The following is a 15,934-nucleotide window of genomic DNA, read 5'->3' as shown; positions in this document are numbered from 1 at the left end:
ACTCGCTATTGACGCACAAATTTGCCTTGTACTAAGAAAAACTATCAAGCTAGAAGGCATAAAATAACATAGCTAATATATTTCAAATATTTAGTTAACTTCTTAACCCGAGTTCAAGTTAAGTTAACACGCTTGAGGGCACGAAAGTGCCCTGTTTTTCCTAGCTGATTAAGTTATGATTGATTAACTGCTGACGAAATTTTCGCGGTGTGCAGCCTTTAATCGCCAAAAATCGTCGATTAAAGTTAGACACATTATTAAAACCACATTGATCACTTATAACCGAAATCGGTGACGTGCTAGTGACAAGCAGTTTGCATGCTTTACCAATACGTAAGCGATTAATAAACTCGGTTAGCGTTGTTTCAGTGCGTTGTTTAAAATACCGATGAAAATGGTTTGTCGACATATGGGCTAGCTCGGCAAGCTGATCGGCATATAAGCTTTCAGTGTAATGCGCATAAATAAATTCAATAACCTGATTTAACTTTCCATTGTCTTTTTCCATTTGTTTGCCAAATGCAAACATCGGGGAAGATAATGTTTGTTGCTCACAATCTTGTTGCATCACACTCAGTAGTTCTAACAATAAAATTAAACGCTGAGTTACACTGGCATTTTCCATTTGTTCAAACAGTGTTTTAGCACTCGATGCACACGCCTCAGAAAACTTAATGCCTTTTAAAGAGCGCGCCAAAAGCGACATCATACCTTGTAGTTCTTTATGATCTCGCACTAACTTATCAAGCCATTTCACCGGTATTTGTGCCACATACACAATTTGCTCGGTTCCGTCTTTATTGCTTTCAGACTGCCATGTATGTGGAAGATTCGGCCCAACAAATACCAAATCTAAATCACCGTATTCTTCAATATGATCGCCAATATGGCGCATACCTTTGCTGTTTAAGGTTAAGCAAATTTCATATTCAGGGTGATAATGCCAACTAAATGGCAAGTATGGCATTAAGTATTTATGATATCGCCATGACGCATCTGTTGGGGTTATGACTTTTTCACAAAAAGCACGCATCTTTGTTTACTATTCCCGACAAGTGATTAAAAGACATTTCAACAGAATCCACGCCTTCAATTGATACTATTCAACTTAGTTTTGATATTTTCCTATTGTAAAAAGAGTATTTAAGTATCGCTATAAGCGAAAAGTCGCAGATGTTTTGCATTCTTTTTCGCCATATTCCGGTATAACAAATCAGCGTATTGATTGAAAAGTATTATTAATAAATAGAAAAATACCGCTAACAAGCTAAATATCTTGGCAGACTAGAAAAGTTTACTGTCTATGAGGTATTTCCCCCTAAGAAATTGCTTAATAAGGCATGTGAACACGAGGTGGTAGCAATTCCCCTTGTTTTTGTCTGCCCGTCAAAATCAAATTTTTGCTATCACCTCACCACTTGGGCGAACTAACAAAACAACAATAATTAGGAATAAATTATGAAAGCCTATCCAGTCGTGCTCTTGGTACTCATTACCTTTTTTGTGATTTCGTTTGTCACAAATTTACTTGGCCCCATCTTTCCTGCGTTAATTGAGAGTTACCAAATTGGACTTTTACTTGCGGGGTTCTTCCCATTTGCTTTTTTTGCCGCCTACGGCTTAATGTCTGTTCCGGCAGGCTTAATTGCGCAGCAAAAAGGTGAAAAATTTGTCATCTTATTAGCCTTTTTGCTCGCTGCTATCGGCGCCGTATTATTTGTGCTATTACCTAGTTTTGCCATGGCGATGTTTGCACTTTTTACCATAGGTAGCGCAATGGCTCTTTTGCAAGTTGCCATTAATCCATTGCTGAGACGAGCTGGCGGCGAGCAACATTTCGCTGCATTTTCAGTGGCTGCACAGCTTCTTTTTGGCGCAGCGGCAACCTTATCGCCAATCGTTTACAGCAGTTTGGTAGCCCATATTCAGACCGGTAGTGAACTTGGGCAACAGTTGAGTTTATTTACGCAGCCAAATAAAGATTGGCTAATTATGTACGCTTTATTTGCTGTAATAAGCATTGTGATGCTGCTTGTTACATCATTTATGACAATTCCTAAAGAACAGCAATCATCGCAAACACTTCGTTTAAGCGATTCACTTGCCCTTTTTAAAGACAAAACCGTCGTGTTATTTTTTATAGCCATCGCGTGTTATGTCGGTTTAGAGCAAGGCATTGCCAACTCAATTGCAGTATTTCTGGCAACCTACCATGGTGTTGACCCAATGACACAAGGCACTGACGTTGTAAGTCAGTTTTGGTTACTTCTTACCATAGGTTGCATTTTAGGTTTAGCGTTACTTAAAGTGATGGATGCTAAATTAGTGCTTAAATTGTTTTCAATTGGTGCAGCATGCTCGCTGGTTTTCGCTATTTTTGGTTCAAAAGAAATGGCCTTAATAGCATTCCCTGCATCGGGTTTCTTTTTATCAATTATGTGGTCGGTGATTTTCTCTTTAGGTCTTAATTCTATTGTCAAAGGTCACAGTGCGGTATCTGGAATTTTGTGTACAGGTATTGTTGGCGGTGCTTTGTCATCACCAATTATTGGCTTTATTGCCGAACTTTCAGGTGATTTGCGCATTTCATTACTAGTGCTGTTTATTCCGCTTGGTTTTATTCTAAGTGTCAGTTTTTGGGCAAAACCACTGGTAAAAAACCACACCATTCAACTTATTAAAAAACGCGAAGCACTGGATTAAATAGCAGCATGACAATTATAAATACCCCTTACGTTACTTGTGTTGATCTTGGCGGCACAAAACTCGCTATCGCAAATATTCAAAACGGTGAAATAATCGCATTTCACCAAGTGCCCATTTGCGCTGATTTGAGCAAAGATGATTTTAATGCGTTTTTAATATCTGAAATTACGCCATTTATAACAAATGCTTGCCAAGGTATATGTATTGGTGTGCCCGGCTTAGTCGAAACTGGTACAGGCTTTGTTATAGAAGTGCTTAACATACCAAATTGGCAAAATGTTGAGTTAAAAACACTCATTGAATCAACGTTTAAATTACCCGCTCTTATTCATAATGATGCAAATTGCTTTACCTACGGCATCTACAATAATGCCAAATATTGCCATTTTGATAATTTAGTTGGCGTTACACTCGGCACAGGTTTAGGTGCTGGGTTAATTTTAAATAGCAGGCTATATACAGGAAAGCAATCAGCTGCTGGTGAATTTGGCAGCTTTCCCTATCTTGATGGCATAATTGAAGATTATTGCTCTGGTCAATTTTTTAAAAGACAAGGCATCGATGGCTTAGCAACTTTTCAACTTGCAGAAGCGGGTGATAACAGCGCCCTTGCAATTTTTGCAGAGCTCGGTGAGCACCTAAGCAACGCCATTGTACAAGTTGTGCAAGCATTTAATCCTGAGGCCATTGTGTTTGGTGGCTCGGTATCTAAAAGCGCGCCTTTTTTCATAGATACGCTGCAAACCACACTGCAAAATAAACTGCCACCGAGCGTATTTAATGCGCTGCAAATCCACTATACCCAAGACACCAAAACCGCTTTATTTGGCGCCTATTATCTTTTCCAAGTTGAGGTTATCTCTTGTGACTAAACGTTTTACACTGCCCCTTTTATTGTTAGTATCACCGCTTTTTGCAAATCAAACTGCGATTGATCAATTAGCTGAACACCTACAAGTAGAATACTCCTTGTTAGATGCCATGAACCCAACTTGCCCAGGGGAAGTTAAAAACTGCTATTTATCAGAGCTCACCTTAACTTACCCAACTGCTACTAATTACAGTGACTTTTCAATCTTCTTTAGCCAGTTAATGCCGATTTATTCAGTTGAATCTGAGCACTTTTCAATCACTCATATCAATGGGGATCTTCATAAGATAACACCAAAAGAAGGCTTTAAAGGGTTTCAAAAAGAAGCGCCAGAAACAATTCGTTTTTATACAAAAGATTCGCAAATTACGCGCTCAGAGTTTATGCCCAATTACATTGTGACCAACAAAGATGCGACAAAAAATATCAATGCAAAAGTCATAAAAAGTACGCAAACCGTGCTGGATGAAACCACCGGGCTCGAACGTCAGCCCTACCTTGCACCGTTTACTGCATTAAATCAGCTCAGGGTGAGCAACCAAGATAAAACGCCTTGGATGGGCGCCGAATATCTCTACCAAACGCAGGTAAAGCCAAGCTTAACTAAAGCGCCTGTGAGTTTAATTCCAAAACCAAAGCATTTAGAAATAATAAGTGCAGATAGCAAAGTAAACTTAGCCAAAGGCTTACTGCTCTCGCCAGAGCTTTCAAATAATCATGCACTTTCGGCAGCATTTACGCGCTTAGAAATGTTCGGGATCAAGCAAAGTCAAAATGGGATAAAAACTAAACTTATAACAGATACCAGTTTGCCCAATGAGGCATACCAGCTAAATATCAATCCAAATCAAATTGTGATTAGTGCCAGCAGCAATACTGGTGCATTTTATGCCTTAATGTCGATTACAGGTCTTGTTAGTACTGATAATTTAACTTTGCCGAGCCTTAAAATAGAAGATGAACCACACTTTGAATTTCGCGGCTTACATGTAGATGTTGCCCGTAATTTCCGCTCTAAAGAGTTTATTTTAAACACCTTGTCGCAAATGGCTGCTTATAAACTCAACAAGCTTCATCTACATTTGGCTGATGATGAAGGTTGGCGCTTAGCCATTGCAGATTTACCTGAACTTACAGATGTAGGAGCTTTTCGCTGTTTTGATTTAAGCGAAACAGAATGCTTATTGCCGCAATTAGGTGCTGGCAATGATAAAAACAGTGAAATCAATGGTTTTTACAGTAAAGCGGATTATCAAGAAATTTTAAAATTTGCTGCACTTAACCATATTGAAGTGATCCCATCGCTTGATATGCCAGGACATTCTCGCGCAGCGGTTAAAGCCATGGATGCCCGTTATCAAAAGTACATGGCACAAGGCGATAAGCTTAAAGCAGAACAATATTGGTTAAGTGAAGCAAACGACGCCACGGTTTACTCGTCCATTCAACATTACAATGACAATACGTTGAATGTATGTACGACGCCACGGTTTACTCGTCCATTCAACATTACAATGACAATACGTTGAATGTATGTTTGCCAAGTACTTATACGTTTATCGAAAAAGTAATTGATGAATTAATCGCGATACACCAAGAAGTAGGCGTTGAGCTTACAACTTATCATATTGGTGCTGATGAAACCGCGGGTGCATGGGTCAATAGCCCTGCCTGTAATGCACTGAAATCTAGTAATCCAAAAGTAACCTCCTTTAACGGCTATTTTATTGAAAAAGTAGCACATATGATCGACAGCAAAGGCATTAAAGTGGCTGCTTGGAATGACGGATTAGGCGATACCCAAGCGTCCAATATGCCAAAATCAGTGCAATCAAATGGCTGGTCTATGATCACCGAAGGTGGCCACAAAGATGTTCACGCGCAAGCAAACTTAGGTTGGGATATGGTGCTCTCAACACCTGAAGTTACTTATTTCGACTTTCCTTATCAAAGTCACCCAGAAGAGCGTGGTAATCATTGGGCATCGCGAGCAATTGATGGCTTTAAAGTTTTTAGTTTTATGCCTGAAAACTTACCAGCGCACGCTGAAATATGGCAAACCAAAGAGCAGCATAATTACAGCGCTGATGATAGCCAACATCGCCTAACAAAAAATGTTCGCTTTAAAGGGCTACAAGGTCATTTATGGAGCGAAATGCTGCGCTCAGATAGACAAGCAGAATACATGCTGTACCCAAGGCTTTTAGCGCTTGCTGAGCGCGCATGGCACCGCGCCGACTGGCAACTTAATTACAATGAGAAAGGCCGTGTATACAATCAACACTCGAATGTATTCACTGAAAAACACATACAAAATAGAGAGCAAGACTGGCAACGCTTTGCAGCGCTTGTTGGCTTTAAAGAAATCGCTAAACTTGATGCTTCGGGTGTGTTTTATCGAGTGCCTACGATTGCAGCAAAAGTAAACGATGACAAGTTAGATGCTTTTACACCTTACCCTGGCTTTATCATCGAAGTACAAAGCAAAAATAGTGAGTGGCAAGCGATTGAAAATATGCAACATAATGAAAAAATTAACGCTGTTAGAGCCCGCAATCACCACCGAATTGGCCGTAGCCTCACAATAGGCGAATAGCTTCAGTTTAAAAATCAGGTTTGCTTAGTTAAGCAAGCCTGATGTCTAAAATTTTTCGAATCGAATTTTAAAAGCTTTTATATCTTCTATCCTGCAATAAGTTAGCATTTACTAACAGTAACTTTTTGCAAGCTTAGTGTTAACTTTTCAAGGGTAATTGGTTTTGATAAATGCTCATTAAATCCAATATTTAGCGCTAACTCTTTGCTTTCGGTATCTGCATTTGCAGTAAGCGCATATATAGGTAAAGCATCTAATTCAGGCATTGTCCTAATTTGCTTGGTCGCTTCATAGCCATCTAATACAGGCATTTGGCAATCCATTAGCACCACATCATAATGCTGCTTTTGTACCGCGTTTACTGCTTGCTCTCCATTTTCAACCACATCAAAAGTCATGTTTAATTTTTCAAGCATGGCTGAAATTACTTTTTGATTTACTAAATTGTCTTCCGCAACCAAAATATGCAATGTTTTGAGCGCCTTATTATTTGCTTGCTCAAGAGTTATTACTGGTTTTTGCGATAGTTTCATTTGCGCAGTAAATGTAAAAATACTGCCTTGGGGATCATTATTTTGCACTTGGATATCGCCTTTCATAAGGCGACTAATTTCTCCACTAATCGCAAGCCCCAAGCCTGTACCGCCAAAATTGCGAGATGTTGATGAGTCTGCTTGAATAAATGGCTTAAAAATTTCTTTGTGTTTATCTTCAGCAATGCCAATTCCTGTATCAGCAACACTGACTTTAAGCTCCATTACTTTATCGTTTAATGCAGTTACTTGTGCATCAAATGAAATACTGCCCTGTTTGGTAAATTTAAGGGCATTACTGCATAAGTTTAATATCACTTGTTCAATGCGTGTTTGGTCGCCAAGCACATATAAATTAGGGTCAATACTAATTGCTTGATGCCATGTTAACTGTTTTTCTTTGGCTAAGGTTTCAAACATATTTGCCATATCATTTAATGATTTACAAAGCGCAAATGGCTGTACATCAAGCAATAAATTTCCTGACTCTATTTTTGATAAGTCTAAAATATCGCTTACGATATTAAGTAACAATCGAGAAGAAGCATTGATTTGTTGCAGATAAGATTTAATTTCGTCGATATCTTCGCTTTTTTGCGCCAATTGTCCAAAGCCAATTACCGAGTTCATTGGGGTTCTGATTTCATGGCTCATATTCGCGACAAAGCGGCTTTTAGCAAGGTTGGCTTGTTTTGCTTGCTCGGTCGCTTTTTTAAGTGATTTGGTTCGTTCTTTTACTTGTTTATCTAGCAGTTGCTGTTGACCATTCATTATCATCACAATCAACATAATTGCCGTTACAATAATTACTAACAGAAGATAAAGTGGGGCAAATTCTTTGTTTTGTAAATGCAGTAAATTGGCATGATTCACATAAAAGCTCATAGACCATGATTGGCCAAGCAAATTAATGCTAATTTTTTTAAAGATATCACCATCATTTAATGTACTAATGGTTTCGGCATTATCATAAAAAGGTTCTGTTGAATTAGCCTCAGTCACCCGAATAAAGAACATTTCTTGATCAATTATACTGATTGCATTGCTCAATAGTTCTTCTCCGAGAAAGACCCCTGTTGCCATACCAATTACGCGTACATTATTTTGTATCGCTTGTTCTGCATCACTTGAAAATACGGGGAAAAATAACAAAAATGCGGGATGCGATTTTTCGGTTTGCACCAATTTAATTATGGGCGTGGCCTTTGGTTGATAATTGCTTAAAACAAGATTCAATGTCTCTTTACGAGAGGGGTTCGAATAGACATTAAAACCAATCGCGTTTTCATTGCCTGCAACAGGGTAAATATATTTAACATACACAACCGGATCCGTTTTATTCAGCGGTGTGCCCTTTACACCCGTGCTCCCGTTATAAATATCAACAAGTTCGTTACTTGCTACTGACAACCTTGATTGAGGAATAATTGGATTCCACGAGACAGCACGAATTACACTCGAATTTGCTGACAATTGCGTGGCCACTTGCTCAAACTGTTGCCTTGTTAGATTTGGGCTTGTTTGTACAGCTTCAGCGAGTTGTTCAAGTATTGAAACTGTATTACCAAGCTCTCGGTGCACTTTATTCTCGACCCGTTGAACCTCGTTTTCTAACCACTCAAATGTATTTCGCTTTTCTGATTCAATAAAAACATAGGTGATTGCCAAAACAGCAATAAACAAACACACAATAGATGCTAACAGCACATTGCTTGCCGTTCTTTGCTGCCCAGTAGTTTTGTTATAATCAACCAAGCATAAAATCAAAGGTGTAGCTAACAATACACCAAGTGAGTCACCCAACCACCAATAGCCGACGTTGACCCAGTAATTAGTAGCATCAAAATCAGGATTAAAAGTACTTAGGGAAAATATGCCGATATTGGCAGAGATAAGATTGACTAAAAAGCCAATCACTATAATAAATTTAACTAAACCTTTGTTTGACAGTTTAAGCGGATTACCAAGCCATTTCGATAAAATAAATGCGCCAATCCCTGCTTGAAGACTCGCTCCGGTTGCAATCAGTAAATTTTGCAAGCCAATAACACCCACGACATCTGTAATTTGAAAGTTAGGCGTTACTGAGCAGTTGAATATAAAAGAGGCAATAAATACAGCAGGAACAAACGTCCTACCAAAAATAAAACAGCCAACTAAACCAATACCTGCAGGTAACCAAATGGGCATTACTTGAGATTGGAACGAAATAAAGGAAAGCAAATAACCTGAAATAATAAACGCTATAATCAGTTTCCAATATAACGTATTAAAAAGCTTAGGCTTATTTGAAATATTTTGAGACTGAGAAGACATGTAGATTTCCTAGCTAGCTTTACCAATAAGGTAGAAAGCTTCAAAGTAAAATGCAACAAAAACCCCAATAACTAAGCGTGTTTAGACTAAATCTTGAGCTCCCTAAACTCAAATTAATTATTTACAAGCACCCCTTTAAAAATTAATGGATACCTTCGAATGCGATTGCCAATATAATCTTCGGCTAAAATTTGTTGGCAAAATTCATCAATCGACAAATTTGCTTCAAACAACCATTCCATGCGTTCAAGCGCGACTAAAAAGCCTCTTTTTAAATATTGTTGGCTCTGATACTCATCAACATTATGTTTAACTATCGCTAATTTTTCTGGATTAGCTTTTAATTCCTCAATTACAGAGAGTAAATAGCGTTGGTTTTGAGGGTGCGGTTTATCTTTACGATGTCGGCGTGATGTCACGGTTTAACTCTCAAAAATACAAGTAGCATGTTATAAGGTTAAAAAGCTAAAAAAGTTTACTGCTACCAGTTTATTTTTCTAAAAATAAACTCGAAAAGTTCGCATGCTCATAATTTTCACCGTAAATCTGTTTTAGTGCTTGGCTCTTGTAGAGTTGCTCAAACGATGTCTCAAAATGTGCTTTTAAGCGTTTACCTTTCTCAGTATTTTGAAATACCACCCAAATTGGCATTTGGCCATGTAACTCAATTGTTTTAAAAATTTTAAGCTGCCTTTCATCCAAGTTATAAATATGATCAACCACCACATCAACCTTGCCAGACTCAAGTAAATCGAGCGCTTTTATAATATCGGCAAAACGGTAACTTTGACCATGAACTGGTACAAATCGATCATAAGCGTATTCTTCATACCAGCCGACAGTAAGCGATTTAAAGTCCTCACTATGACGCAGCTTTGTTGTACGTGGGTTGTAAATGGCAACGATTGGGAATTCAAAATCCAGATGGTATTTGGGATAAAGCGTATCTGTGAGTAGTGTTTCATCATCTTTATAAACACCGACTAAAATATCGGCTTTATTATTTTTAAACAATCGTTTCGCGCGAGCAAAACTGCCTACATCAAATTCAATTTGATGATTACCAAAACTCTGTTTAATTAAATTAAGGTAAACGCCACTGCCATCTGGCTCAGAAAACTCTCGCCAATGTGCTGATGCTACTTTGATAGGTTCAGCAGCACAAACACTCGTTATTTGAACCAGAACAAAACACACTAAAAAACGTATTAAACGCATACCACCTTCATTTGCTTTGGCTAATCTACATTTTGAAAGTATAGATAATACTTTCAGTTGTGCAGTGTAAGGTTACAAAAACAAACAAAGTAACACTAAGGGGTGCTTTGATATCGCGCTAAAAATAACGCTACTGTTTGTTCTATTAAGTAGTTTTCATGCTGTTCATTAGGTACATCAAAACCATATAAACGCGGATAAAAGATATGAGATTTGAGTAAGTAAACAAATTGCGTTGCTGCAAGCGCTTTGTCGTCGACCCTTACTTTTTGTGCATTTTCAGCATCCGCTAAAAATTGCTCAAAGTAGGCCATACAACCAATTTTATTGTTACTTAACTGCTTCGCAAATTCTGGCTGTTGCATCATTTGCATAAAGGCAATTTTTGCAACACGTAAAAAATTATCTGATTTAAACAGGTCACACTCCTGCTCTGCAATTTTTATTAACTGTGCTTTCAATGATACTTTAGGGTCAAATTCAATGGTTGATGCACTATTTAATAACCCCATCATACGTTCGATAATGGCATAAAAAAGCACATCTTTAGTTTCAAAGTGGTTGTAAACAGTACGTTTTGATACGCCTGCTGTTTTAGCCACTTCATCCATACTGCTATTTGCCACACCTTTGTCAAAAAACAATTGTTCGGCGGCATCAAGAATATGAATACGTTTTTGTTCAGATAATTTCATAGCACCCTCATTGAAAACTGTGACTATTTTAGACTGAATAAAAAAAAAGTGCACTACACAGTTTACTTTTTATAATTTAGATGCAAAACTACACCGTGTAGTTTACTTTTGTTAGAGAAACACATGAAAGCCATCAAATGGATTAGTTTAATTTTTGTTATTTTATTAATTGGAGCGTGTACAGTGAATCATCATTTAGCCAGCGAAGGTAGTTCTAAAGCCCCAACAAAAAGCCTTTACAAAAATGGTAAGTTTTATAATGCTGAAAAAATGGCACCGAATAGTGCCCGTAAAATGGCTGAAATCTTTTTACGTTATTTCACTGAGAAAAAACAACATGCATTTCCAAGCCAAGCGTTACCATTGCAAACCGTCACACGTGCTCAACTAGACGCTTTAAGTAACGATGCAATCCATACTATAAAACTTGGCCACTCATCCATCTTACTTAAAGTTCATGGTGAGTTTTGGTTACTTGACCCTGTATTTGCAAAGCGTGCCTCGCCCTTCTCATTTATGGGACCAAAGCGCTTTCAACCAACACCAATTTCATTAGAAGAACTACCACCTATCGATAAAGTATTGATTTCCCACAATCATTACGATCACCTCGATAAACAAAGTGTTAAATTGCTAGAGAGTAAAACCAAACAATTTTTAGTGCCACTGGGCGTGGCTGGCGACCTTGCAAGATGGGGAATAAGCCCAACAAAAGTGAAAGAGTTTGACTGGTGGCAAGAGCTCAAAACTAAACAGGGATTTATCGCTTTTACGCCAACCAAGCATTTTTCTGGCAGAGCACTTAACGATGGAAACAAGACGTTATGGGGATCATGGGTTATTTCAGCCAACAATCAAACACTCTATTTTAGTGGTGATTCCGGTTATTTTGATGGTTTTAAACAAATTGGCGAGCGCTACGGCCCATTTGATATCACGTTTATTGAAACAGGGGCATACGACAAAGATTGGCCAGATGTGCATATGACGCCTGAGCAAAGTGTACAAGCCCATTTAGATTTAAAAGGAAAATTGATGACGCCCATTCACAATGGCACATTTGATCTCGCCTTTCACGCATGGTTTGAGCCGCTTGAACGCGTAAAAGAGGAAGCTGACAAACAATGGGTACAATTAAACACGCCGATTGTAGGTGAAATCCTCACACTTGGGCACGAATATCAAACAAGCCTTTGGTGGCGTGACTATATGCCTAGCGAGTCACTGGCAATGGTAACAGCAAATTAATTACTTATTAGTTTGTAATTATTTCAGTATGATGCGGCAATTGCTTTAATAGCCGCTCATATACCCCGTTTTGTTTAATTTCTGCCAGGCCTTTATTAAAGGCTTGGCGATACATTTCAGAATGGGGTAAATCTTTGCGAAAGAGTAAGTGCGCGGTGTCGCTTAGCAATGCTTTTTTACTATAAGCAAGCATTTTACGTTGGCTTTTTGAAAACTGCGTTTTTAGTAAATACTCCGCAGGGATGAGTGACATGGGAAATGTATCAATATGCCCTTTAATCAGTCGCGCGAGGTTTTGTTTATCTGTTTTTGCCCAATCTAGGCCAAAGGTGCCACGCTTTCCTTCATTAAGTAATTCATTGGTGTAACTGTAGCCTGTGGTAACACCAATTAATTTCCCTTGAAAATCACTGATACTCTTCCACTCAGAAATGGGGTTATTGACGTTGTAAAAGAAGTAAGTGGTTTCAGTGTAAAGTGCATCACTACAGTAAAAATCGCGTTGTTTTTCTTGGGTGCAAAACCAGTACGCGGCAATATCATAATTGTCTTTTTTAGCTTCAACTAAGCTTCGACCCCAAGGGAAGTAACTAAACTTAACGCTATAACCTTGTGTTTGATAAGCTGCGCGAATAACCGAAGGAACAAAGTTAAATTCACCTTTTACACGTGTCGAATAAGGTGGATATTCACCGATAGCAATGTTAAGCGTTTTTGCTTGGCATGGCATTACCAACAAGCAAGTGGCAATCAATATACATGCTATCAGTTTTAAGAAGGTGGTCACATTTTTATCAAGCGTACAGGCCTGAACCATAAAAGCCCAAATAGGTACAAAACAGTAACCCTAATCGCCTTTATTGGCAAGTTGAGATGATTTGAATCTACGATTTTCTACGTGCTTTTATATAAAGATAAAGCATAAATAGCCAAATCGTATTCGCACCAATTATATGTAACCAAAACGACAATGGAGACTCTTCTCGTATAATTTCCTCACCGCTTCGCCCCGCAGGAATAGCGCCGCTTTCAATATAAAAAATTGAGGGAACGAGAAAAAGCAACATAATGATAATCACCCAGCCGAGTGTTGGCGTTTTTGCGTTTTGAATAAGCGGTGGCATCTGCATCCATACAGTAACGTGTTAATGTGAAGAGAATTATACTGGCAAGGTATAACGCTAATTACAATATAAACAACTATTTATTTCACATACTCCGATAAACACAAACCAGCTATAGTGCCTTCATCTGAAACATCTGCTCATAAAAAAGCCAGCGAATACGCTGGCTTAACTTCAGAGAACTTAATGTTTAATAACTTGCTGTTAGCGTAACGCCTGCGTAAGCAGAGTAACCGTTAAGTAAGATGTGGTAGGTTCCACCTGTTGCGCCACTATTTAAACTACATGACTCATTATTACCCCAGCGATAAGGGCGACATTCATAATCTGATGTTGTCGGCTGTGAACCTTTTTTAACATACAGATCCACATCACCGCTACCATTTGCGGTCGTCACAGTCAGCGTTTGATATGCTGGAACTTCGATTTTGTAAAACACTTGGCTATTAGCACCGCCAGATAAATTCGTCATAGGCACGCCATTATCTAAACAATCTGTACAGCCACCATCAGCGCTATATGTTGCCACTAAGCTTGCGCCAGAATACGCCGAGTAACCTTGAAGCATCACGTAGTATTTACCCGCAGCAGGTGTATTAAATTCGCAGCTTTCGTTATTACCATTTTTATATGGGCGACAATCGTAGCTACCCGTGGTTGGTGCTGAACCTTGTTTCACATAAAGGTCCGCATCGCCTTGCCCGCCTGAAAGAGAAATAGATAAACTCGACTGCCCTGCTGGTACTTCAACAAAATAGTTTGTTTCACTGCTTGCTGCACCTGATGCTGAAACGGCTTGATCTTTAAGTAACTCAGTGACTGTTGGTGGTTCAGGATCTACCGTCCCCTCAAGAGCAAATAGTAATTCATTCGGTGAGCCCGATTTTGCATCAGATACTTTGTTTTTACTCGCACCAGCAGATAACTTACTATCAATTTGAGAAGGTGTTAAACTATTGTCTTCATCAAGATAAAGTGCGACTACACCCGCAACATGCGGCGAAGCCATAGACGTGCCACTGATGGTATTTTCAGCTGAGTCTGAGTTATACCATGCTGATTTAATACTTGAACCCGGCGCGTAAATATCTAAACAGCTACCATAGTTAGAAAAGCTCGAACGGCTGTCACTTGATGTAGTCGAGCCAACCGTAATGGCTGTTGTTGCACGAGCAGGGGAATAGTTACATGCGTTACTGTTATCATTACCTGCAGCTACCACAAAACTTACGCCAGACGCTACTGCCGCCTCAACCGCTTGGTCAATGGCCGATGACGCCCCGCCACCTAAACTCATATTAGCAACCGATGGGCCACTGGCGTTGTTTTTCACCCAATTAATGCCGTCAATAACACCTGATGTACTACCTGAGCCGTTACAACCGAGTACACGAACACCCACAATATTAACGTTTTTCGCAACACCATAGCTTTGGCCGCCAATTGTGCCAGCTACGTGCGTACCATGACCATTACAGTCAGAGGCATCAGAATCATTATCAACAAAGTCCCAACCACTACTTGCACGGTTACCAAACTCATTATGCGTAGTGCGTACACCAGTATCAATTACATAAGCGGTTACACCTGAGCCATCGAAGTTGTATTGGTAATTACTATCGAGTGGTAAATCACGCTGATCGATGCGATCAAGACCCCAAATCGCATTAGATTGATTTGCATTGGTTGCAACCTGAGGGTCAATTGAGATTACCTGCTCAGGTTCAATAAACTGCACTAAATCTTCTTTTAATAGTTGTTTTAGTTGCCCTTTTGATAACGTATATTGCGCACCGTTTAATGTATTACCAAACAGCTTATTTGCATTTACCCCATACTTTCCGCGAATTTTATCGACATTTTCTTTTGCTTGCTCTTCAATGCCGCCGCTAGCTAACGTTTTAGGCACAGTATTAAATACTACGACGTATTTATTGGGTATTTGTTTGCTGGCGTTAACTTGGATTAATTTTTCGCTATTTGCATAGGCAAAGTTTGCCGAACATACCGATGCGATCAATAACATTGTTTTTGAATATTTAAACATGACGTTTCCTTGTTGCTTGGTTTTTAATAACTGCTTAAAAACCTAGTTCAAAAAACACACAATCCAAATTTCCATTTTCATTTTATTAACATTTGTACCGATATAAGGTTGTTTGTTTGGGGTTCATTTATACTTAAGTAAGGTTACTATTAGCTTATTTTAGATAGTAAAATCTAAATGGTAATTATTCCTAAATAGTTTATGCTTTGTAAAAGTTTGTAACTGAAAAGTCAAAATAATACAAAAGAATGATAAGAAAAGTACTTTTAAAACAATATCTTTTCTCATATAAAATAGTAATTTTTGTAAGTTCGACGTTTTCAACGGATGTATTTTCAATATCACATTTAAAAAATTAAAATTCGAATAAATGAAGAATTGTATTATTTAGAGCAAGTTAAAACATCATCAAACAATCCGCAAAATGTTAACAAAATGTGAATGCAAATAATTGGCGAATCATTCTTTATTATTGAATTAAAAAGTAGCTTTTTTGCTAAAGGAAAGCGCTTGTTTAAATCCTAAAGCGAAAATTAAAGGATGAGCTTTTTTAAGCCGAGTATATTCGAAGATTTACATA

At 38.5% G+C, this 15,934-nt stretch carries 13 protein-coding genes; 5 read left to right on the top strand and 8 right to left on the bottom strand.

What is annotated here, in order from left to right; translation table 11 throughout:
- Nucleotides 1-160: 160 nt before the first annotated feature.
- Entirely contained in the window at nucleotides 161-1,033 is an 873-nt protein-coding gene (locus ON073_RS12725; RefSeq protein WP_274762254.1) for an AraC family transcriptional regulator, read from the bottom strand.
- A 425-nt stretch (nucleotides 1,034-1,458) separates the two neighbouring features.
- On the opposite strand from ON073_RS12725, the gene ON073_RS12720 reads away from it, so the two are divergent.
- The 4 genes from ON073_RS12720 to ON073_RS12705 are packed head-to-tail and all read left to right on the top strand — an operon-like array spanning nucleotide 1,459 to nucleotide 6,173.
- Nucleotides 1,459-2,703, top strand: coding sequence for an MFS transporter (locus ON073_RS12720; protein ID WP_274762253.1), 1,245 nt, complete (start codon nucleotides 1,459-1,461; stop codon nucleotides 2,701-2,703).
- An 8-nt stretch (nucleotides 2,704-2,711) separates the two neighbouring features.
- Nucleotides 2,712-3,578: an ROK family protein gene (locus ON073_RS12715; protein ID WP_274762252.1), complete on the top strand. Its 867-nt coding sequence runs from the start codon at nucleotides 2,712-2,714 to the stop codon at nucleotides 3,576-3,578.
- A complete protein-coding gene (locus ON073_RS12710; RefSeq protein ID WP_274762251.1) occupies nucleotides 3,571-5,106 on the top strand; it encodes a family 20 glycosylhydrolase in 1,536 nt (511 codons plus the stop codon). The genes ON073_RS12715 and ON073_RS12710 overlap by 8 nt, the downstream gene beginning before the upstream one ends.
- The gene (locus tag ON073_RS12705; protein WP_274762250.1) at nucleotides 5,052-6,173 is read left to right on the top strand and encodes a family 20 glycosylhydrolase; all 1,122 of its coding nucleotides are present in this window, start codon (nucleotides 5,052-5,054) and stop codon (nucleotides 6,171-6,173) included. The genes ON073_RS12710 and ON073_RS12705 overlap by 55 nt, the downstream gene beginning before the upstream one ends.
- 101 nt (nucleotides 6,174-6,274) lie before the next feature.
- On the opposite strand, the gene ON073_RS12700 is transcribed toward ON073_RS12705, so the two are convergent.
- From ON073_RS12700 to ON073_RS12685, 4 genes are all read right to left on the bottom strand, one after another.
- Nucleotides 6,275-9,022, bottom strand: coding sequence for a CHASE domain-containing protein (locus tag ON073_RS12700; protein ID WP_274762248.1), 2,748 nt, complete (start codon nucleotides 9,020-9,022; stop codon nucleotides 6,275-6,277).
- 113 nt (nucleotides 9,023-9,135) lie between these two features.
- Nucleotides 9,136-9,441: a hypothetical protein gene (locus ON073_RS12695; RefSeq protein ID WP_274762247.1), complete on the bottom strand. Its 306-nt coding sequence runs from the start codon at nucleotides 9,439-9,441 to the stop codon at nucleotides 9,136-9,138.
- Between the two features lie 70 nt (nucleotides 9,442-9,511).
- On the bottom strand, nucleotides 9,512-10,240 hold the full coding sequence (locus ON073_RS12690; RefSeq protein ID WP_274762246.1) for a hypothetical protein: 729 nt from the start codon (nucleotides 10,238-10,240) through the stop codon (nucleotides 9,512-9,514).
- A gap of 95 nt (nucleotides 10,241-10,335) precedes the next feature.
- The gene (locus ON073_RS12685; RefSeq protein WP_274762245.1) at nucleotides 10,336-10,935 is read right to left on the bottom strand and encodes a TetR/AcrR family transcriptional regulator; all 600 of its coding nucleotides are present in this window, start codon (nucleotides 10,933-10,935) and stop codon (nucleotides 10,336-10,338) included.
- Nucleotides 10,936-11,058: 123 nt separating this feature from the next.
- Here ON073_RS12685 and ON073_RS12680 point away from each other — a divergent pair, with 123 nt between their 5' ends.
- Nucleotides 11,059-12,183, top strand: a complete 1,125-nt coding sequence (locus ON073_RS12680) for an MBL fold metallo-hydrolase (RefSeq protein WP_274762244.1) — start codon at nucleotides 11,059-11,061, stop codon at nucleotides 12,181-12,183.
- A gap of 7 nt (nucleotides 12,184-12,190) precedes the next feature.
- Here ON073_RS12680 and ON073_RS12675 read toward each other — a convergent pair whose 3' ends face one another.
- The 3 genes from ON073_RS12675 to ON073_RS12665 form a co-directional block, all read right to left on the bottom strand.
- Nucleotides 12,191-13,000, bottom strand: coding sequence for a substrate-binding periplasmic protein (locus tag ON073_RS12675; protein WP_274762243.1), 810 nt, complete (start codon nucleotides 12,998-13,000; stop codon nucleotides 12,191-12,193).
- Between the two features lie 67 nt (nucleotides 13,001-13,067).
- A complete protein-coding gene (locus tag ON073_RS12670) occupies nucleotides 13,068-13,307 on the bottom strand; it encodes a hypothetical protein (protein WP_274762242.1) in 240 nt (79 codons plus the stop codon).
- A gap of 190 nt (nucleotides 13,308-13,497) precedes the next feature.
- Nucleotides 13,498-15,354: a S8 family peptidase gene (locus ON073_RS12665; RefSeq protein WP_274762241.1), complete on the bottom strand. Its 1,857-nt coding sequence runs from the start codon at nucleotides 15,352-15,354 to the stop codon at nucleotides 13,498-13,500.
- Nucleotides 15,355-15,934: the final 580 nt, after the last annotated feature.

Source organism: Pseudoalteromonas sp. G4, assembly GCF_028875915.1.
Taxonomy (GTDB): domain Bacteria; phylum Pseudomonadota; class Gammaproteobacteria; order Enterobacterales; family Alteromonadaceae; genus Pseudoalteromonas.
Note: the sequence above shows the minus strand (reverse complement) of the source record. Positions and strands in the feature narration are given on the sequence as shown.